This is a genomic window from Dokdonia sp. Hel_I_53 (assembly GCF_007827465.1).
In the GTDB taxonomy this organism is placed as follows: Bacteria; Bacteroidota; Bacteroidia; order Flavobacteriales; family Flavobacteriaceae; genus Dokdonia.
Window position 1 is genome coordinate 2,004,674 of the sequence record NZ_VISL01000001.1, and the last position, 19,738, is coordinate 2,024,411.

At 35.4% G+C, this 19,738-nt stretch carries 16 protein-coding genes; 14 read left to right on the forward strand and 2 right to left on the reverse strand.

Translation table 11 applies throughout. The features are described 5' to 3' along the window. Positions 1–117 precede the first annotated feature (117 nt). From mnmG to OD90_RS08935, 3 genes are all read left to right on the forward strand, one after another. Complete coding sequence (mnmG, locus tag OD90_RS08925) at positions 118–1,995, forward strand: tRNA uridine-5-carboxymethylaminomethyl(34) synthesis enzyme MnmG (RefSeq protein WP_144668832.1); 1,878 nt, start codon at positions 118–120, stop codon at positions 1,993–1,995. Between the two features lie 74 nt (positions 1,996–2,069). After that, positions 2,070–2,912, forward strand: a complete 843-nt coding sequence (locus OD90_RS08930; protein WP_144668833.1) for a class I SAM-dependent methyltransferase — start codon at positions 2,070–2,072, stop codon at positions 2,910–2,912. A gap of 231 nt (positions 2,913–3,143) precedes the next feature. Continuing rightward, positions 3,144–3,665: an OmpH family outer membrane protein gene (locus OD90_RS08935; protein ID WP_144668834.1), complete on the forward strand. Its 522-nt coding sequence runs from the start codon at positions 3,144–3,146 to the stop codon at positions 3,663–3,665. 304 nt (positions 3,666–3,969) lie between these two features. Here OD90_RS08935 and OD90_RS08940 read toward each other — a convergent pair whose 3' ends face one another. Further along, positions 3,970–5,118 carry an ATP-binding protein gene (locus OD90_RS08940; RefSeq protein WP_144668835.1) on the reverse strand — a complete coding sequence of 383 codons (1,149 nt, stop codon included), beginning with the start codon at positions 5,116–5,118 and terminating at the stop codon, positions 3,970–3,972. Positions 5,119–5,313: 195 nt separating this feature from the next. Between OD90_RS08940 and OD90_RS08945 the strand changes: the two genes are divergently transcribed. The 3 genes from OD90_RS08945 (at position 5,314) to OD90_RS08955 (ending at position 9,324) form a co-directional block, all read left to right on the forward strand. Beyond that, a complete protein-coding gene (locus tag OD90_RS08945; RefSeq protein WP_144668836.1) occupies positions 5,314–6,498 on the forward strand; it encodes a phosphoglycerate kinase in 1,185 nt (394 codons plus the stop codon). Between the two features lie 154 nt (positions 6,499–6,652). Continuing rightward, complete coding sequence (locus OD90_RS08950) at positions 6,653–8,257, forward strand: LysM peptidoglycan-binding domain-containing protein (RefSeq protein ID WP_409994635.1); 1,605 nt, start codon at positions 6,653–6,655, stop codon at positions 8,255–8,257. Positions 8,258–8,352: 95 nt separating this feature from the next. After that, complete coding sequence (locus OD90_RS08955; RefSeq protein WP_144668838.1) at positions 8,353–9,324, forward strand: DUF4837 family protein; 972 nt, start codon at positions 8,353–8,355, stop codon at positions 9,322–9,324. An 88-nt stretch (positions 9,325–9,412) separates the two neighbouring features. Here the strand turns inward: OD90_RS08955 and tatA are convergent, their stop codons facing one another. Next, positions 9,413–9,601 (reverse strand): twin-arginine translocase TatA/TatE family subunit, encoded by a 189-nt coding sequence (tatA, locus tag OD90_RS08960; protein ID WP_144668839.1) that lies wholly within the window; start codon positions 9,599–9,601, stop codon positions 9,413–9,415. 261 nt (positions 9,602–9,862) lie between these two features. Here tatA and OD90_RS08965 point away from each other — a divergent pair, with 261 nt between their 5' ends. The 8 genes from OD90_RS08965 (at position 9,863) to OD90_RS09000 (ending at position 19,642) form a co-directional block, all read left to right on the forward strand. After that, on the forward strand, positions 9,863–10,729 hold the full coding sequence (locus OD90_RS08965; protein WP_144668840.1) for a M23 family metallopeptidase: 867 nt from the start codon (positions 9,863–9,865) through the stop codon (positions 10,727–10,729). 1 nt (position 10,730) lies between these two features. Further along, positions 10,731–12,218 (forward strand): GH3 auxin-responsive promoter family protein, encoded by a 1,488-nt coding sequence (locus tag OD90_RS08970; RefSeq protein WP_144668841.1) that lies wholly within the window; start codon positions 10,731–10,733, stop codon positions 12,216–12,218. 120 nt (positions 12,219–12,338) lie between these two features. Further along, a complete protein-coding gene (locus OD90_RS08975) occupies positions 12,339–14,027 on the forward strand; it encodes a DUF6909 family protein (RefSeq protein ID WP_144668842.1) in 1,689 nt (562 codons plus the stop codon). A gap of 78 nt (positions 14,028–14,105) precedes the next feature. Further along, positions 14,106–15,101: a hypothetical protein gene (locus OD90_RS08980; RefSeq protein ID WP_144668843.1), complete on the forward strand. Its 996-nt coding sequence runs from the start codon at positions 14,106–14,108 to the stop codon at positions 15,099–15,101. A 27-nt stretch (positions 15,102–15,128) separates the two neighbouring features. Next, the gene (gmd, locus tag OD90_RS08985; RefSeq protein ID WP_144668844.1) at positions 15,129–16,244 is read left to right on the forward strand and encodes a GDP-mannose 4,6-dehydratase; all 1,116 of its coding nucleotides are present in this window, start codon (positions 15,129–15,131) and stop codon (positions 16,242–16,244) included. 7 nt (positions 16,245–16,251) lie between these two features. Continuing rightward, complete coding sequence (locus OD90_RS08990; RefSeq protein WP_144669679.1) at positions 16,252–17,298, forward strand: GDP-L-fucose synthase family protein; 1,047 nt, start codon at positions 16,252–16,254, stop codon at positions 17,296–17,298. Next, positions 17,299–18,564 (forward strand): oligosaccharide flippase family protein, encoded by a 1,266-nt coding sequence (locus tag OD90_RS08995; RefSeq protein ID WP_144668845.1) that lies wholly within the window; start codon positions 17,299–17,301, stop codon positions 18,562–18,564. Next, a complete protein-coding gene (locus tag OD90_RS09000; protein WP_144668846.1) occupies positions 18,557–19,642 on the forward strand; it encodes a glycosyltransferase family 4 protein in 1,086 nt (361 codons plus the stop codon). Before OD90_RS08995 ends, OD90_RS09000 begins: the two co-directional genes overlap by 8 nt. Positions 19,643–19,738 lie beyond the last annotated feature (96 nt).

A 19,738-nucleotide genomic window follows, 5' to 3' on the forward strand; every position in this document is an offset into this window, starting at 1 on the left:
TGCTATACACTTTATAACTGTGTATCTTTGCATGTTAATTTTAAAACCGAATACGCTTTCGCGAAAGCAGAATCTTTTACTTTTCTCTTTCTAAGATAGTATGTTCCACGTGAAACAATGAGTCTATTTCTAGATACATATGATGTAATCGTAGTTGGTGCTGGTCATGCAGGTTGTGAAGCCGCCACCGCTGCTGCTAATATGGGAAGTTCAACACTTCTTATCACTATGAATTTGCAAAACATTGCACAAATGTCTTGCAATCCTGCCATGGGTGGTATTGCAAAAGGGCAAATCGTCCGTGAGATTGATGCCTTAGGTGGTTATAGTGGGATTGTCTCAGACAAGACAGCAATCCAATTTAAGATGCTCAATAAATCAAAGGGTCCTGCTATGTGGTCTCCACGAGTTCAAAGCGATAGGATGCGATTTGCAGAAGAGTGGAGATTGCGTTTAGAAAGAACACCCAATCTTGATTTTTATCAAGAAATGGTAAGTGGCCTTATTGTGGAAAATGATTCTGTAGTAGGGGTGCGAACTTCTCTTGGTATAGAAGTTAGAGGCAGGTCTGTGGTTCTTACAAATGGCACTTTTCTAAATGGCTTGATTCATATAGGAGATAAACAATTTGGTGGTGGAAGAGCAGGAGAGAGAGCGGCTACGGGAATCACGGAACAGTTATTAAGCCTCGGTTTTGAATCTGGAAGGATGAAAACAGGAACACCTCCTAGAGTGGATGGAAGGTCTTTAGACTTTTCTAAGATGATCATTCAACCTGGAGATGAAAGACCAGAAAAATTTTCTTACTCAGAAGAAACAACTCCTTTACGTAAACAAAGAGCTTGTCACATGACGTATACCTCTCCAGAAGTTCACGATCTTTTGCGTGAGGGTTTTGATCGTTCTCCTATGTTTAACGGAAGAATAAAATCTTTAGGTCCTAGATATTGTCCTTCTATAGAAGATAAGATTAACAGATTTGCAGATAAGGATAGACATCAATTATTCATTGAACCAGAAGGATGGGATACTTGTGAGATTTACGTGAATGGATTCTCTACTTCATTGCCAGAAGATGTACAGTTTAATGCGCTACGTTCTGTTGTAGGTTTTGAAAATGTAAAGTTTTTTAGACCAGGATATGCGATAGAATATGATTATTTCCCACCTACACAATTAAAACATACGTTAGAAACAAAACTTGTAAGTGGTTTATATTTTGCTGGTCAAATTAATGGAACCACAGGTTATGAAGAAGCAGCTTCGCAGGGATTAATGGCTGGGATGAATGCGCATCTCAAGGTGAAAGAAAAAGATCCATTCACACTTAAAAGGGATGAAGCTTATATAGGAGTTCTTATTGATGATTTAATTACGAAAGGAACAGAAGAGCCATACAGAATGTTTACTTCTCGTGCTGAGTATAGAACACTACTTCGACAAGATAACGCAGACGAACGCTTAACACCGCTTTCAAATGCTGTAGGTTTAGCTAGTGATTTACGACTTCAAACAATGGAAAAGAAAAAGCAAGAAGCTAACCAACTAGTTCGATTTTTTGAAGAAACTAGTATTCTTCCAGAGGAAGTTAATCATATTTTAGAAGAACGTGGTTCATCTCCTATGCGACAATCTGATAAAATGTATAAAGTTTTCTCAAGACCTCAAATACATCTCGACGATATGGTTTCTTTTGATAAAGTTGCTACATATATCAAAGATCATAATCTATCACAAGAAGTTCTTGAACAAGCAGAGATTAAAATTAAGTATGCTGGATATATTGAAAAAGAAAAAGCAAACGCAGATAAATTACAGCGACTCGAAAACATTAAAATCCCAGATGATTTTGATTATTCCAAATTAAAATCTTTATCCTTTGAAGCTCGAGAAAAATTATCAAAAATTAGACCTGTTACCATTTCTCAGGCATCACGTGTAAGTGGCGTTTCACCATCAGATATAAGCGTCATGTTGGTTTATATGGGTAGATAATTTTAAAGTTCCACGTGAAACAAAATAAAAAAGTGTTTCCCAAATTGAATTTTTAATATCATTCTATTGTATTTATGTTTAAAGATATTGAGGTTAAAGATCATTCTATTAGTCAGCAAACTTTCGTATTAAGATATGATAAGGATTTGCATATGTACTATACAGATCCAAAACCAGCGTTAAAGGATTTGCCTAATTATTATGAAAGTGAGGATTACATTTCTCATACAGATAGTAAAAGATCTTTATTTGACATTGCATACCAGAGTGTAAAAAAGATCTCTCTTATCCAAAAGCATAAACTATTACGTTCATTTCATGACGAAAAAGGGAGTGTGTTAGATATTGGAGCTGGCACAGGAGACTTTATCAATTACCTTTCTAAGAAAAATTGGAAAGTGAGTGGGGTAGAGCCTAATCCCAAAGCAAGGCTTCTGGCTCAAAAAAAAGGGTTGCAACTGCAAGAAAATCTTAAAGATATAAATAGCTCATTTGAGTGTATTACCATGTGGCATGTTTTGGAACACGTTTATGATTTAGAGAATCACATAAAATGGCTCAAAAGCCACCTCAAGAAAAATGGAACTTTGTTTGTAGCGGTTCCAAACTTTGAGGCTTATGATGCTTCTTATTATAATTCTTATTGGGCAGCTTTTGATGTCCCTAGACATCTCTATCATTTTTCTCAAAAATCTGTTGTGAAAATTTTTGACAAAGTTGGACTTGAGGTTGTCGCAATAAAGCCTTTAAAATTTGATGCCTATTACGTGAGCTTACTCTCTGAAAAATATCTTTCTAAGAAAATTAATTTTTTACGTGCGTTTAAAGTAGCTACAAAGTCTAACTTGAGAGCAAGAAAATCTTGTGGCTATTCATCACAAATATATGTTATAAAACACGTTAAAAATCAAAAATAGCCGTTTTAAGCCACTTTAAACTCTTTATCTATATACTTTGCTGGTAGAATTTTTATACACTCTTAAAACTAATGCAGCGGCTCGTTTTTATATAGCTATATTCTATTAAAAATAAAAAATTAATATATAATCTTTATTCTTAGAGTTGACACCATATTAGTGTTTTCATTATACAAAATAGTGGTGATTAAATTTTATATCATATTTTCGCCAAAATTAAAAATTTATATCATGAAAAAATTATTTGTAATCGCAGCTACTGCATTATTATCTCTGTCATGTACTCAACAAAAAACAGGTTATGTTGATACAGAAGAACTTTTAACTGAATATAATGAGCTTAAGGAAACAAAAGACATGTTTAGTGCAAAAGGAGATGCAATTAATGCAGAATTAGAGCCAAAAATCCAAGCATATCAGATTAAAGAAGATCTTTTTAGAAAAAATGGTCCTTCTATGGCTCGTAAAGAGGCCGAAAAGCAATATGCTGCTCTGAATGCAGAAGCACAGCAGTTACAGCAAGAACGTCAGATGAAAATTGGCCAATTACAAACCGAGAGTCAAGGTGCAATTGATAGCTTAATAAAGAAGGTAAAGGATAAAGTAAAATCTTATGGTCAAGCAAAAGGATATGATTTTATCTATGGATCTAACGATGCAGGAAGCGTACTTTATGGAAAAGATGAATTAAATCTTACAGAAGAAATTCTTGCAGAATTAAATTCAGAATACGATTCAGAAATAGAGGATTAACTTCAAGAATTATATGATTAAAAAAGGGTGCTGAAACGCACCTTTTTTTTATTCTCAATTACCAAAATCATCTAATTATTTTTTAGAATTCCTACTATAATTCTCTATAAAAGATGGCGTTTTAAATCCATTGAATTTAAGCCCAGCTTTAAACTTTTTAAAGAATATCTAGATTTTACCTTGTAAAGGAGAAAATATTGTGATTTTAGCATTTAAATTGTATTTAGATTACTAAAAATAAAAAATATTTAAGCCTAAAAAAATATTTAGTCGCATCTAAACGATTTAACATTTAATTGATATTCTATGACTTAGTATGTAATAGCTTAGTAAGTTTTATAGATAAATCAGTGAAAATAATTTTTGCATTACCATTTCTTTCGATATGGTACGAAGCTTCTTGAACTGCTTCTACGATAGGAAAAATATTGTTATTATGTATAAAAGGTGCAAATTTTGAAAGTTCAAAACCGGTTTCCATTTCCATAAAAACAAGATCATTTGCTTTATAATTTTTGAGTAAGGCTTGACGAAAGATTTGCACACAAAATTCAAGGAAATTTTTTTGAGTTTCTCGACCTGATTTTGCAATCGTTTCACTCCACTGCATTAGGTCTAAAATGGCATCTTTTTTTCGCTTTGCTTGAAAGGCAGTTCTCACCCAAGAGACAAACCATTTTTCAAACTCTATGTCATCACCATCTTGATTTAATAAATGGATTGCTTTATTATAATCCCCTTGGGCTTGATGGGCAATTTTGTTTGCAATTGAGACCGGTACTGGATAATTTGTTTCTAAGGCTTGGGCAATCTGTGGCTCACTTAGTTTTGGGAAGTGCAAGACTTGGCATCTCGACTTTATGGTATCTATGATCCCGTCTTCACTTTCAGACAGCAAAAGAAACAATGTTTTTTCTGGAGGTTCTTCAAGTAACTTAAGCAATTTGTTAGAAGCACTGGTATGCATTTTATCAATGCCCCAAATAATCATCACCTTGTACCCCCCTTCATACGCTTTTAATGAGAGTGACTTGTTAATTTCAGAGGCTTCATTGACGCCTATTTGACCCTGTTTTTTCTCTATACCAATATGCTGGTGCCATTCATAGAGATCTCCGTAAGGATTTTCTTGTACAAACGAGCGCCAGTCATTCATAAACAAATTTGAGACTGGATTTTTCTTTACGTCTCCGTTGATAGCAACTGGAAAAGCAAAATGCAAATCTGGATGAGAAAGCGACTCAAACTTTAAATTACAGGCTTGATTACCATTTAAATTTTCACTCCCAGTATTAGAGCATAATATATATTGCGCATATGCAATCGCCATAGGTAACACACCTACTCCCGAAGGACCTATAAATAGTTGTGCGTGCGCAATGCGGCCAGCATCGACACTCGTTGTGAGGTGATTCTTAATAAACTCTTGGCCTACGATACTTGAAAATTGCATAAGGCAAATATAATGCTCAACAGATAAAGAGGTATACCTTCTTATCTAAATATAGAGTGTGTGAGTACGCTTTCGCGAAAGCGTAAATCGATGATAAATGGATAATTTTAGTGTCCTTAAACTAGCAAGTTTTGAAAATAAGCTTTGACTACCAATGACAAAAGGTATATTTGCTAGTAAAAATTTTTATAGAGGATGAAAACTATTGCAGACATAAATTTTGAAGATAAAAAAGCCTTAATTCGTGTTGATTTCAACGTACCATTAGATGATAATGGAGAAATCACGGATGTAACTCGTATTGAAGCGGCAAAAACCACGATTTTAAAAGTATTAGAAGATGGCGGTGCCGCAATATTGATGTCCCACCTAGGAAGACCAAAAAATAAAGAAGAGGAATTCTCACTAGGTCAACTTTGCAGTAAAATTTCTGAAGTAATAGGTGTTGAAGTAAATTTTGTAGATGATTGTGTAGGTCCAGAAGCAACAAAAGCTGCAGCAGAGTTGGAAATGGGTAAAATTTTACTTCTTGAAAACTTAAGATTCTACCAAGAGGAGACAGAAGGTGATCTTGACTTTGCTAAGCAATTAAGTGAGCTGGGAGATGTATATGTAAGTGACGCGTTTGGCACCGCACATAGAGCTCACGCCTCAACAACGGTTATTGCGCAATTTTTCCCAGAAAATAAATGTTTTGGAGCGTTACTTGCTAAGGAAATAGAGAGCTTAGACCGTGTGTTAAACAATAGCGAGCGCCCTGTATTAGCAATCTTAGGCGGCTCTAAGGTATCATCAAAAATTACGGTAATTGAAAATATTTTAGATAAAGTAGATGAAATGATAATTGGGGGAGGAATGGCATTTACATTTATAAAAGCTCAAGGTGGACAAATAGGAGATTCTATTTGTGAAGATGATAAAATGGATCTTGCATTGGATATTTTGAAAAAAGCAAAAGAAAAAAATGTTCAAATTCATTTACCGATAGATGTTATTGCTGCAGATGAATTTTCAAACGATGCAAATACCAGAGTAAGCGAGATAAACAAAATTGAAGAAGGATGGCAAGGATTAGATGCTGGTCCTAAATCACGAGTTGTGTTGGATGCAGTTGTTAATAGAGCAAGAACTATTTTGTGGAATGGACCACTAGGTGTTTTTGAGCTTGAAAACTTTGCTGGTGGCACTATAGCTTTAGGTAAGAGTATAGCTCAAGCAACACAAAATGGTGCATTCTCCCTTGTAGGAGGAGGAGATAGTGTGGCAGCCGTCAAGCAATTTGGATTTGACGATCAAGTAAGTTATGTATCTACGGGTGGTGGTGCTATGCTTGAGATGTTAGAAGGTAAAACATTACCGGGGATTGCTGCAATACAGTGATGGTGAAGTTGTATTTCAGTTTTCTTGTAAAATAAAGGAGGTCAAAAGGGGATGCTTCTTGCATTGCATGTAGAGAAAAAGACATGTTAATCTTATTTGTGTCTTAGAAATTTTTTGAACCACACGATTTTCCCGTATATTTCGTTACGTCACTATGAAGAAAATGCAGAAAGAACACACTACAACTTATTTCTTAGCCCTTTTATTTTTACTTACCTCCTTTGCAAATGCGCAAAATTCTTCCTCAATTGAGAAGCGAAAAATAGAAAGCACTCATACAAAACAGCTACAGCGCGATACAATCACGGTTATTGATACCCTAACAACGCACGCGGTCTCTAAAGACCTTTCTAAAATACAAATAGCAACTACTATAAAAGATTCTGTTGTTTTTAATCTCGAGGATAATCAACAAGCTGCACTTATAGATATGAGGTGGCGTAAAGAACTTGCCAGAATGGATCTGTATGACTCTATAAGGCAGATGCGCTCTGTAAAAAAGTATAAAGAAGAAGTAAGCCTTGAATTACCTACAGACACTCTTAAAAAGCGACTTGCTGCTATTAATGCAAGAACACCCTTTAATGTCGATTATAATCCGTCGTTAGAGAATGTGATTAATCGCTATTTAAAGCGTCACAAAGTTACCATGGAGAAGCTAATGGCTGTTAGTCAGTTTTACTTCCCTATGTTTGAAGAACGCCTTGACAAATACGATATACCTCTTGAGATGAAATATCTTGCTATCGTAGAAAGCGCACTGCGACCAAGAGCAAAGTCTAGAGTAGGGGCCACAGGTTTGTGGCAGTTTATGTTTGGGACTGGTAAAATGTTTGACTTAGAGGTTAATAGCTATGTAGACGATCGTATGGATCCTATTGCTGCTACAGAAGCGGCTTGCGCCTATCTATCACAACTCTATAAAATACATGAAGATTGGGATCTTGCTTTAGCATCCTACAACTCTGGACCTGGAAATGTTTCTAAAGCAATACGCCGCTCTGGGGGATATAAGAATTATTGGAATATTAGAGGAAACTTACCTCATGAAACTGCTGGATATGTACCCGCGTTTCTAGCGACCATGTATATATTTGAGTACGCAGAGGAGCATGGATATTCTCCAGAAAAAGCACCTGTAAACTACTTTGCTACAGATACTGTACACGTAAAACAAACTATAACCCTAGATCAAGTATCAAGTATTGTGGGGGTACCTCTAGAGGTCGTTCAGTTTTTAAACCCTCAGTATAAGCTAGACATTATTCCTGTTGTTAAAAACAAGAAATACTATGTACGCCTTCCTATTGAAAATGTTGGAAAGTTTGTACAGAATGAACAGGCAATTTACGCTTTCGCGAAAGCGGAATTAGATAAAAGAGAAAAGCCTCTTCCTAAGGTTCAAACCGCTAGTTCACAAATAAGATACCGTGTGCGTAGTGGAGATTATTTGGGTAAAATAGCAGCGAAGTATGGGGTAAGAGTTAGTCAAATTAAAAAGTGGAATAACTTGCGCTCAAATTCTTTGAAAATTGGGCAGCGACTTACGATTTACCCCCGTAAGCCATTTTCTAATACTAAAGTAAGTTCTTCATCAAGTAAACCTTTAAATGCTACAACGTATACAGTACAAACAGGTGATTCTCTATGGAAAATAGCAAGTAAGTTTCCTGGGGTAAGCGTGTCAAATATAAAAAGTTGGAACGGTATTAGTGGAACAAAACTTAAACCTGGGATGAAACTTAAAGTTTCTAAATAAAATTTAAGCTACAGATTTCACAATAGGCTTTTGTAGTGTCAAATAGGTTAGCATTGATTGAGAAGGAACGTTTCTAAAGATAAATAATACGAAATATGATAAAAAACATTTTTTTTGTAGTCCTCACGGCATTTATAATTTGTAGTTGCTCAGATACTAAAGGCAAACGTATTTTAGGCGAGTCTGTAGGTAATATTAATAACGTAAAAGTTGTGCTAGACAAGGACCAGTGGGAGGGAACGGTAGGAGATGCCTTAAGAGATATCTTAGCAGATCCTGTGTACGGTTTACCCAGAGAGGAGCCTAAGTTTTCTATAGATCAAATACCGACGGCTTCTTTTAAAGATTTCTTGAGAAAAAATAGAATTTACATTCAAATAGTAAAAGCAGATAGTGCCACGGTAACGGTTGTAAAAGACAAATATGCGCAACCACAAACAGGTATCATTGTTTCAGGAAGTAATCAAGAAGAAATAGCAAACTTGATCATTGATAACGAGGAGATGATTGTAAATACCCTTAAAGACCAAGAGCTCGTTGCAAACCAGAGAAGAATTAAAAAAGCACTTAAAAACACAGATTCTTTGGTAAAATCATTTGGGGCTCGTATTAGATTTCCTAATGCGTATCGCTACGCATTCCAAGAAGGAGATTTCTTTTGGATACGTAAAGACTTAAAACGCAATGGTAATATGAATATCATTGTCTATGAAATACCCTTAGAGGTAATTGATAAGGATACATTAACTATCAAAAACATTATCCGTATGAGAGATTCTATAGGTGGAAGTATGATTCCTGTAGATGATGGTAGATTTATTACAGAACGTGCCTTTTCCCCATATCTTCAAGAAACTCAGATCGACGGTAAATTTGCTTACGAAACTAAAGGAACTTGGGAAGTGGATGGTCGTTATATGGCTGGGCCTTTTGTAAACTATGCCATTAGAGATGAGGAGAACAATCGCTATTTGATATTAGAAGGGTTTATATTCTCTCCTTCACAAGATCAAAGAGACAATATGTTTGAGCTGGAAAGTATTTTAAGAAGTGCCAAGCTCAGATAAATAAGGTTAGCGATAAATTTAATCCAATAAAAAACCCTGAATAATCAATTTTGATTATTCAGGGTTTTATTTAAACTAACTACTTAAATTAATTTTTTTCCTCTATACGGTCGTCATCTTCATCTTTAGAAGCTTTTTTAAACTCTTTGATACCACCGCCTAAACCACGCATCATTTCTGGAATCTTTTTACCTCCAAAAAGTAAAAGAATTGCCAATACAATGAGTCCTATTTGCCAAGGACCTACCATTCCTAAAAAAATACCTAAAAAGTTCATCTGCTTCGATTTTAGAAAAACAAAGATAGTAAGAAATGAAACAAAAGAGCGTTAAAGTCTTAAAAAGAGATGAGCGTTTATTTTGCATAATTATTTTAGAAACCTCTTATTCAATCTCCATATAATATTAATACTGTAGATATCCTTATAATCAGCATTCTCACACGCTTTTTTTAATTAGATTGAGAGGGTGACTTTCATATTTAATTTTTGCGAAAGCGAAAAAAAATCTCATCTGTAAAAAGTATATTTGTCCTGTACATGGGAAAACCAAAAGAAAAGAAAAAGAAAATTGCAAAAAAACTGCTTCATAAATATCGCTTAGTGATACTTAATGAAGATACTTTTGAAGAGCGTTTGAGTTTCAAACTTACACGGCTCAATGTATTTATTTTAGTAGGTATATCTGCTATAGTACTCATAACTTTTACGACGTTACTTATTGCATTTACTCCCCTTAGGGAATATATACCAGGATATTCAAGCACAAAACTTAAACGTAATGCCACACGGTTAGTAGCAAAGGCAGATTCTTTAGAAAATGCTATACGTGTAAACGAGCAATATTACTCTTCCATAAGACAGGTTCTAAGTGGCGATATCAAAGAATTGTCGTTTAATAGAGACTCAATACGCAACACTGTTTTTAACGATGAAGAAATTTATGTAGCACCTAGCAAAGAAGACAGTTTGTTGAGAGAGAAAGTAGCTCAGGAAGATAAATACAATGTTTTTGATAGTGCTATAGAGGACAAAAACTTTGCACTTTTTCCTCCAGTAAATGGTACTATTTCCTCACCTTATGATGCCTCAACAAAACACTTTGCGGTAGATATAGTGACAAAAAAAGACGCCCCAGTTAAGGCTGCTGCAGATGGAACTGTAATCTTTGCAGAGTGGACCTCAGAAACAGGTCATGTGCTCATCATTGAGCATAGTAAAAACCTTATTACTGTTTATAAACATAACGCCTCTCTAAGTAAGTCTCAAGGAGATCTCGTACAGTCTGGAGAAGTCATTGCTACAGTAGGAAATACAGGAGAGTTGAGTACGGGACCCCACCTTCACTTTGAGCTTTGGAGCAATGGCTACCCCATAAATCCAGTTAACTTTATAGATTTTAATTGATATGTCTTTAAAAGCCTTTGGAGCAAAAATTTTTGCAGCTTACATACAGCGAAAAGTAGATAAGTGGGCAAATAATCCTATAGCAACACAAGAGAAGGTTTTTCAAAGCTTAATCGATGCTGCACAGTATACTGTTTTTGGAACAGACCATCATTTTAATAGTATCAAAACTCACGAAGACTTTACAGAAAATGTTCCCGTAAGAGACTATGAAGCTTTACGTAAATATGTAGACCGCATGGTGGCGGGAGAGCCAGATATTCTTTGGCCAGGCAAACCACTTTATTACGCAAAAACTTCTGGAACTACTTCTGGGGCAAAGTATATTCCTCTCACAAAGGATAGTATGCAAACGCATCCAAACACGGCTCGCAATGCCATATTATCATATATTGCAGAAACGGGCAAAACAGATTTTGTAGACGGGAAGATGATATTTTTACAAGGAAGCCCAATAATGACAGATAAGAATGGGGTGAAATTAGGCAGGTTAAGTGGGATTGTAGCCCATTACGTACCTAATTATCTACAAAAAAATAGACTACCTAGTTATGAAACAAATTGTATTGAAGACTGGGAACAGAAAGTGACTGCGATTGTAGAAGAAACGTACGACCAAGACATGTCTATCATAAGCGGCATACCACCTTGGGTACAAATGTATTTTGAAAAGCTTATAGATAAAACAGGGAAACCTGTAGGTGAACTCTTTAAAAATTTTAATCTTTTTATTTACGGAGGGGTTAATTATGAGCCTTATCGCAAGAAGTTTGAAAGCCTAATAGGAAGACGCGTAGATAGTATAGAACTTTATCCGGCTAGCGAAGGGTTCTTTGCTTACCAAGATTCTCAAACGGAAAAAGGGATGCTTCTACAACTAGATAATGGTATCTTTTACGAATTTATAAAAGCAGATGATTTTTATAAGGAAAACCCAGTACGTATTACTTTAAGAGACGTAAAAGTAGCTGTAAATTATGTGATGATAATATCTACTACAGCTGGACTTTGGGCTTATAATCTAGGAGACACAGTCATGTTTGTTAGCACAAAACCATATAGACTTATTGTTTCTGGTCGTATAAAACACTTCATATCAGCTTTTGGAGAGCATGTGATTGGAAAAGAAGTTGAGCAGGCGATGCTCGATGCTGTACAAGGTAAAAATATTAATGTAACGGAGTTTACCGTAGCACCTCAAATTACTCCAGAGACTGGATTACCATACCACGAGTGGTTTATAGAGTTTGATGAAGGGGCAAAAATTGATATAGACGCTTTCGCGAAAGCGTTAGATCTTTCATTGCAGTCTCAAAATTCATATTACTTTGATCTTATTGAAGGCAAAGTATTGCAACCACTTAAAATTACCACAGTTACAAAAGGTGGGTTTAACGAGTATATGAAATCTCAAGGTAAGCTAGGAGGTCAAAACAAAATCCCTAGGCTTTCTAATGATAGAAAGATTGCAGATTTTTTCTATTCATAAATACACTCTTGAATGCAAAAGTTAACAGTAACAAGTAGCTGTTATATACATGTTTCTAGGTAGTTCAACTATAAATTAAACATCAGGTTACACTTTGTATGTTTACCTTTGATTTTTACTATGAGTATACTAAAAAACCAAAGCCGTACAAGGGCACAAGAAAGTAGCAGCGCCATTGAGCGTATGTATATCACAATGCGACACCTCTTTAATAGAGGGTTTTATAAACCTATGGGAGTTTCTGGTGAGACTTTGAGAGAAGCTTTACTTATTTTACGACCAGAAATTTACGGAACTATTGCAGATGAAAAAGTAGAGCTCAACGGGCTATTGTATGTTATAGATCGCTTACCGGAAGGCATCGAAGAGTGTAGGTATATTAACCTGACTAGTGATGAGGGCTATAAAAATAGTCATTTTGAACCCATTATCCCGCCAAAACGTCGCCGTAATTGTTACCGCATAGACGAGGAGCAGATGAATATCGAAATTACTAGAGGGAGGTCTGAGATTTATGATATTCTCACTCACCTTACATTCCTTTTTGTTGAGTCTCACAAAATTATGAAGCGCGTCCTTATCAATGAAGATGGGGCCGTTGTGAGAGACTGGGAAAAATTAGAGAAAGCGGTCCTTAATAATGAAGAGTTAGATCAAAAAGGATGGGAGATTGCTATGACCCATACCGCAAATATGCTAGGCCGTACCTACAGAGAGGTGAGTGAGATTGCACCTAGCTTTAACACACGAAAGGATAATAAAAGATTCCTCAAAATTATCTATTGGCTAGGTAAACTCGCAATGTCTGAAGTACGTAACGAACAAAAACGTATTATTACCTTTAGCCCTGTACTACGAGAAAGATTAGGACACCATATACACGGAGAAGTATGGGCAAATGACATTAAAAAAGCATTAAAAAAACTAAATTTACTAGAGAGACCGTTACATATTATTAGTGCAAACATGCATTCTGTAATGAATACTCTATACACACCTCTTGCACTAAAATCAGAGCTTAGAAAAAAATCTAAGTTAGAAGTGTATGAGCTCTTAAGTAATAGCGGTAATGGAAATTTGCGAACTAAAGTAGAAAAAGTCGCATTGCAAAACGGGATGACCTATTTACCAGACGAAAGTGGCACAAACATTAATGTGCAGCTTTTTGATACGTCAAAACTAGCTTTTTCTGAGAATGATTTTTGTTCAGATAAAGAGGTTTTAGAAAAAAAGCCAGTCATCATTGTCATGGATTATGCCTTTGGAGAGCAGGCTTATGAAACAATGGAAGAATTACTCAAGCCCTATGAGATTGGGGAAGAGCCTGTTTACTTAGATGTAGATTCTGTTTCGATAATGGGTAAAGCGGGTATCCTCGAAGGAGGAAAAGGTGATATTATGATCCCAAGCGCACATTTATTTGAAGGTACGGCAGATAACTATCCTTTTCATAATGAACTAAAGAAGGAAGACTTAGAAGGTCATGACTTACAAGTTTTTGAAGGAGCGATGGTTTCGGTTTTAGGAACCTCTTTGCAAAATAGAGATATTCTCAAGTTTTTTCATGAAAGCACTTGGAATGTAATCGGGTTAGAAATGGAGGGAGCCCATTACCAGAAAGCCATTCAAGCAGCATCAAAGCTACGTAAAAGCATTAAAGAAGATGTAAAAGTACGTTATGCGTATTATGCAAGTGATAACCCTTTAGAAACGGGTAGCACACTTGCATCTGGAGGCTTAGGAACATCAGGGGTAAAACCTACGTACCTAATTACCGAAAAGATTTTAGAACAGCTTTTTAAAAAATAGATGGAGTTTACGCTTTCGCGAAAGCGTAGTAATCATTTTCTATCTTTAAATTAGATTATAGATTAAAAGTGAAACAATATGAGTAATCATTATAATGATGCAACAACATATCAAGAAACTGACCTTACAGACATTTTCTCACTAATAGGTAGGTTTTTTAAAGGAATTTTGCACTTCTTTTTTAGAATTCTTGAATTCATAATTAGAATGTGGTGGGTTTTCTTGTTATTAATAATAGCAGGTGTTGCGTTAGGTTATACATCAAGTATTAATACATCATACACCGCAAACTTGCTAATAAAAACAAACTTTAAAAGTCAGTCTTATGTTTATACAGCAATTAAACAGTTTGATAAGAATTTAGCCGAAGGAGATGTCAATTTTATTAAAAATTTTAATAGAAGCCCAAAAAGTTTTACCATCTCAAGTGTAAAGATAGATCCAGTAGTAGAGGTATTAGACCTTATTTCTTACATAGGAGAAAACGATAGAGCGTTAGGGGAGATGACTAGAGAGTTTAAAGTTGAAGATGATAAAGAACTTTTTGCTACAGATAGGTTTTTATCAACTTATAAGTTTCATAAATTAGAAATAACACTTAATAGCGATCAACAGTTAGAGGATATAAAGGCGCTAATGTCATTTATTAACGAACAACCTTATGCTAAGGATTTAAAATCTAAGGGTGTTGAGAGTCATAACGAATTGCTCAATAGTCAAATTAAATCTATTGAACAAGTAAATAAATTAATTGATAGCTATGGTACAGAAATGAATGTAAAAGGCTCTATACCGGATGAAGCATTTTACTTTAATAACATGAGTGCTAATCTTTCAGGGTTATTTGACATAAAGACCACCTTAGTTAATAATTTAGAAGAGTATAGAAATGATGAAGTAAGTAATAAAGATGTAGCAGTTATTGTAAGTGATATCCAAGCATCTAAAAGTGATTCATTATTTAACAATTGGATATTAATTTTATATCCTTTGATATTAGTCGTTCTATTCTTAATACTAGCTGGAATATGGACCAGTTTTAAATCCTATAAGAATGAGAAAACAAGATCGTAATTACTAAAAAGAAAGAACGTAAACACTATGAGTAAAGTAGCACTTATAACTGGAGTCACTGGACAGGATGGGGCTTATTTGAGTGAGTTCTTACTTAAAAAAGGGTATGAAGTGCATGGTATTAAACGTAGAACATCTCTTTTTAATACAGATCGAATTGACCACTTGTATGAGGATCCACACATTGATAATCAGCAGTTTTTCTTGCATTATGGAGACCTTACAGATAGTACAAATCTTTTTAGAATCATACAACAAGTACAGCCAGATGAGATTTACAATCTAGGCGCTATGAGTCATGTACAGGTTTCTTTTGAAATGCCAGAATATACTGCAAATGTTGATGGTTTAGGTGCTTTGAGACTTTTAGAGGCTATCAGGGCTTTAGGCCTCGAGAAAAAAACACGTATTTACCAAGCTTCAACTTCAGAATTGTACGGTAAGGTACAAGAAGTACCTCAAACTGAGACTACACCTTTTTATCCCAGAAGTCCGTATGCTGTGGCAAAATTATATGCCTACTGGTCTACTGTAAACCACAGAGAGGCATATGGAATGTTTGCGTGTAATGGAATTTTGTTCAACCATGAATCTCCAGTGCGAGGAGAAACATTTGTCACTCGAAAAATTACCCGTGCAACCTCTAAAATCGCACTCGGACTCCAAGAAAAAATGTTTTTGGGTAACCTTGATGCAAAGCGAGATTGGGGTCATGCAAAAGATTATGTACGTATGATGTGGATGATCTTACAAGCAGACGAGCCAGAAGATTGGGTAATTGCCACAGGAAAAACAACCTCTGTTCGTGATTTTATAATTATGGCGTTTCATTATATTGGAGTCACATTAGAATTTAGTGGCGAAGGTATTGATGAAAAAGCCATTGTAAAAAGTGCCACAAATTCCCAATATCCGGTACCAATAGGCCAAGTGGTAGTTGAAGTAGATGCTAAGTATTTTAGACCCACAGAGGTAGCCCTTTTAGTAGGCGATGCCTCAAAAGCCTTTAAGAAACTAGGATGGAAGCCTGAGTATGATTTACAAAGCTTAGTAGATGAAATGATGGAAAGCGACATCAGACTCATGCAAAAAGATAGCTACCTCAAACAAGGTGGTTACAAAACTTTAAATTATTTTGAATAACTCCTCAATTTCAAAATCAGCTAAAATTTACGTTGCGGGTCACAAAGGCCTTGTAGGTAGCGCTATTATGAAGGAACTTCAAAAGAGAGGTTATTCTAATATTATTACGAGATCACATAAAGAGCTAGATCTTACTGACACTAGTACAACTGCTCGTTTTTTTCAAGAAGAAAAACCTGACTACGTTTTTCTAGCGGCCGCAAAAGTGGGAGGAATCCTTGCAAACAACACCTATAGGGCAGATTTTCTATATGAAAATTTGATGATCCAAAATAATGTGATTCATCACAGCTACAAGAGCAGCGTTAAGAAATTACTTTTTCTAGGTAGCACCTGTATTTATCCAAAAATGGCACCTCAACCGTTGTCTGAAAATAGTTTACTTACCGGTACATTAGAATACACAAATGAACCCTATGCCATTGCAAAAATTGCGGGAATAAAGCTCTGTGAAAGCTATAATTTGCAATATGGAACAGATTTTTTATCAGTCATGCCCACAAACCTGTACGGATATAACGATAATTTTAATTTAGAAACATCCCACGTACTACCTGCACTGATAAGGAAAATCCATCTGGCAAAACTATTGCAAGACGGTCATACGGATAAAGTATGCCGAAATTTGCAGGTAACCGCTTTCGCGAAAGCGCAACCCATTTTAAATACATACGGAGTAACTGCCGAAAGTGTTGCAATCTGGGGGAGCGGTTCTCCACGGCGGGAATTTTTATGGAGTCAAGATATGGCCGATGCTTGCGTTCATATTTTAGAACAAACTACCTTTGATGATGTCAAAGGAGCTGATACTGAAATACGCAATACACATATCAATATAGGCACAGGAGAAGATATTTCTATTAAAGAATTAGGAATACTCATCAAAGAGATTGTTGGTTTTAAGGGGAAGCTCGTTTTTGATACTTCAAAACCAGATGGTACTCCAAAAAAGCTCACAGATGTAAAGAAATTACACCAGCAAGGGTGGAAACACAGTGTTGCACTTAAGGAAGGTATTAGGATGTTATATAACTGGTACTTAGAACAGCAGTAAATGGAATTTTTTCGCTCCATTTTACAAAACAATACCGGCCGTACAGTTACAAATAACTATGTCTCACTATTACTCATACAGGCAGCAAATATTTTATTGCCACTGGCTATTTTACCTTACCTCGTGCGTACTTTAGGTACTGAAAAATACGGTGTGGTGTTGATAGCGCAATCCCTTTGTACGATTGTATACGTTTTTGTAGAATTTGGATTCTCATTGAGTGCTACCCGAAGAATTTCATTAGCGAGGAACAATCCTCGTTTGATGGCGGGTATTTTTTCGGCAGTTTATGCTGTTCAAGCAATATTAATCTGCGTGGTTGCTATATTATATCTCACTATAATTTTACTATTTGAGCAATTCACTAGAGAATGGGAAGTATTCCTGATAAGTTTTGGTGTTGTTATTGGTCAGACACTTTTTCCCATATGGTTTTTTCAAGGGATTGAAAAAATGCGCTTTATAGCGATCATAAATGTGGCAGCAAAAGCTTTGTTTACTATTCTTATATTTATTTTTATCCAACAGCGATCAGATTACACCTTAGTGCCGCTTTTTAATAGTGTAGGCTATCTTTTTGCGGGAGTAGTGAGTATGGTGTTGAGTTTGCGCTTTACAAGCTTTAAAATGCCTTCTAAGTCTCTCATGAGAGAATTAGTAGTCGAAAGTAAAAGTTTATTTGTTTCAAATATAGCGGCAAGATTGTTCAACTCTGCAAATGTTTTTATTGTGGGAGTGATAGCAGGCGAGTCTGTAGCGGGTGTATTTGGAAGTTTTGAAAAGATTTTTATCGCGTCAAAAAGTTTTTTTTCACCACTGTTTCAGGCGTTATTTCCATGGCTTTCAAAACAGCCATATAAGAAACAAAGAGTTACAATTTTTCGTTTAATGCCCATACTATCCATATGTGCAATCCTTTTTGCCATTGTAGTTTTTATTTTTGGAGAAGAGGTGCTCGTTTTGCTTTTTAATGATCCCGATATTACGCAACAGCTAGTTGCCTTTCAAATACTCTCGCTAGCCACTTTATTTGCTGCTTTAAACATGAGTTTACTTTCTTTATATTTTCCAGCAATAAAAGCCTATAAAACGCGTATGGTTGTACTGCTCATAGGTGGTGCTTTCAATATTTTTACGGCGTATATTTTAGTTACACATTACCAAATTTATGGTATGGTAATCTCTGTTGTTCTTACAGAACTCCTCTTATTGACATGTAGTTTCATTTATTTTCTAAGGATGAAAAAGGATATTGTTTATGTCTAGAAAGCTTATTATACTTCAAACAGTTTTACCAGATTATAGAAGGCCATTTTTTGAAGCCCTTAGAAATAGGTTGACTGAGAATTTTGAATTATATGGTGGGGAAACCTATTTTGAAACCTCTATTAAAACAAGTTCCAGTATACAACATACTAAAATTACAAACCTATTCTTATGCAATAGAAGGTTTTTATGGCAAAAAAGAGTATTAAGGTTAGCAACATCTAGTGGAACTTTAGTAGTAGAACTCAACCCGAGAATACTTACTAACTGGTTATTATTAATATTAAGACGTTTTAAAGGACGGAGAACAATTGTCTGGGGGCATGCATGGCCTCGAAAGGGCAAAGATAGCCCAACAGATGTGTTGAGAAACTGGATGCGGTTACTAGCAACCGAAATTATCGTTTACACAAATACACAGCGTGATGAGTTAAGCGTAAAAATGCCAAATAAAATTATTTTCGCTGCTCCCAATTCGGTTATATCAAAAGACCAAATGGAAGCATCCTCATCTAATAGTGTGCCCAAAAATTTAATTTATGTAGGTAGGCTTACAAAATCAAAGAAACCATTGTTTTTAGTGCGTTCATTTGCCAATATGATACACGAACTACCTATGGAGACCAATTTAATAATAGTAGGAGAGGGGACGGTTAAAGATGAAATTGCGGAGTTAATAAAAAAGAAAAAATTATCAAATAGGATCATTTTAGCTGGTCATATTAATGATGAACAAAAACTAAAGGATCTTTATCACACTAGTATTTTTAGTGTTTCTCCAGGATATGTTGGTTTATCTATCATACAAAGTTTCAGTTTTGGGGTTCCTATGCTTATTTCGAGAGATGAGCCTCATTCGCCTGAAATTGAAGCAGCGGTCCAAGGAGAAAATGCAATTTTTTACAAATCTGATTCTGAGGAAAGCTTTCGCGAAAGCGTAAGAGAAATATTAAACAATAAAGAATCTTGGTTAAAAAGGCGCCACGCGATATCACATTTTTGTGCTTCAACCTACAGTGTTGAAAAAATGGCAGCTGTTTTTTGTAATTTGATCAATCAAAAAAAGTGTAATTCTTAACAATAGGAAAAGTACTAGAATCAAATCTTTTGAAAAAAATCGTAATCCTTTTTTTTACTTTTATCCTTTTCGGGCTAATTCTTAGCTCAAATTTGA

Coding starts and splice junctions, on each gene's coding strand:
- mnmG (WP_144668832.1), top strand. CDS start 118: ATGAGTCTATTTCTAGATACATATGATGTAATCGTAGTTGGTGCTGGT.
- OD90_RS08930 (WP_144668833.1), top strand. CDS start 2,070: ATGTTTAAAGATATTGAGGTTAAAGATCATTCTATTAGTCAGCAAACT.
- OD90_RS08935 (WP_144668834.1), top strand. CDS start 3,144: ATGAAAAAATTATTTGTAATCGCAGCTACTGCATTATTATCTCTGTCA.
- OD90_RS08940 (WP_144668835.1), bottom strand. CDS start 5,118: ATGCAATTTTCAAGTATCGTAGGCCAAGAGTTTATTAAGAATCACCTC.
- OD90_RS08945 (WP_144668836.1), top strand. CDS start 5,314: ATGAAAACTATTGCAGACATAAATTTTGAAGATAAAAAAGCCTTAATT.
- OD90_RS08950 (WP_409994635.1), top strand. CDS start 6,653: ATGAAGAAAATGCAGAAAGAACACACTACAACTTATTTCTTAGCCCTT.
- OD90_RS08955 (WP_144668838.1), top strand. CDS start 8,353: ATGATAAAAAACATTTTTTTTGTAGTCCTCACGGCATTTATAATTTGT.
- tatA (WP_144668839.1), bottom strand. CDS start 9,601: ATGAACTTTTTAGGTATTTTTTTAGGAATGGTAGGTCCTTGGCAAATA.
- OD90_RS08965 (WP_144668840.1), top strand. CDS start 9,863: ATGGGAAAACCAAAAGAAAAGAAAAAGAAAATTGCAAAAAAACTGCTT.
- OD90_RS08970 (WP_144668841.1), top strand. CDS start 10,731: ATGTCTTTAAAAGCCTTTGGAGCAAAAATTTTTGCAGCTTACATACAG.
- OD90_RS08975 (WP_144668842.1), top strand. CDS start 12,339: ATGAGTATACTAAAAAACCAAAGCCGTACAAGGGCACAAGAAAGTAGC.
- OD90_RS08980 (WP_144668843.1), top strand. CDS start 14,106: ATGAGTAATCATTATAATGATGCAACAACATATCAAGAAACTGACCTT.
- gmd (WP_144668844.1), top strand. CDS start 15,129: ATGAGTAAAGTAGCACTTATAACTGGAGTCACTGGACAGGATGGGGCT.
- OD90_RS08995 (WP_144668845.1), top strand. CDS start 17,299: ATGGAATTTTTTCGCTCCATTTTACAAAACAATACCGGCCGTACAGTT.
- OD90_RS09000 (WP_144668846.1), top strand. CDS start 18,557: ATGTCTAGAAAGCTTATTATACTTCAAACAGTTTTACCAGATTATAGA.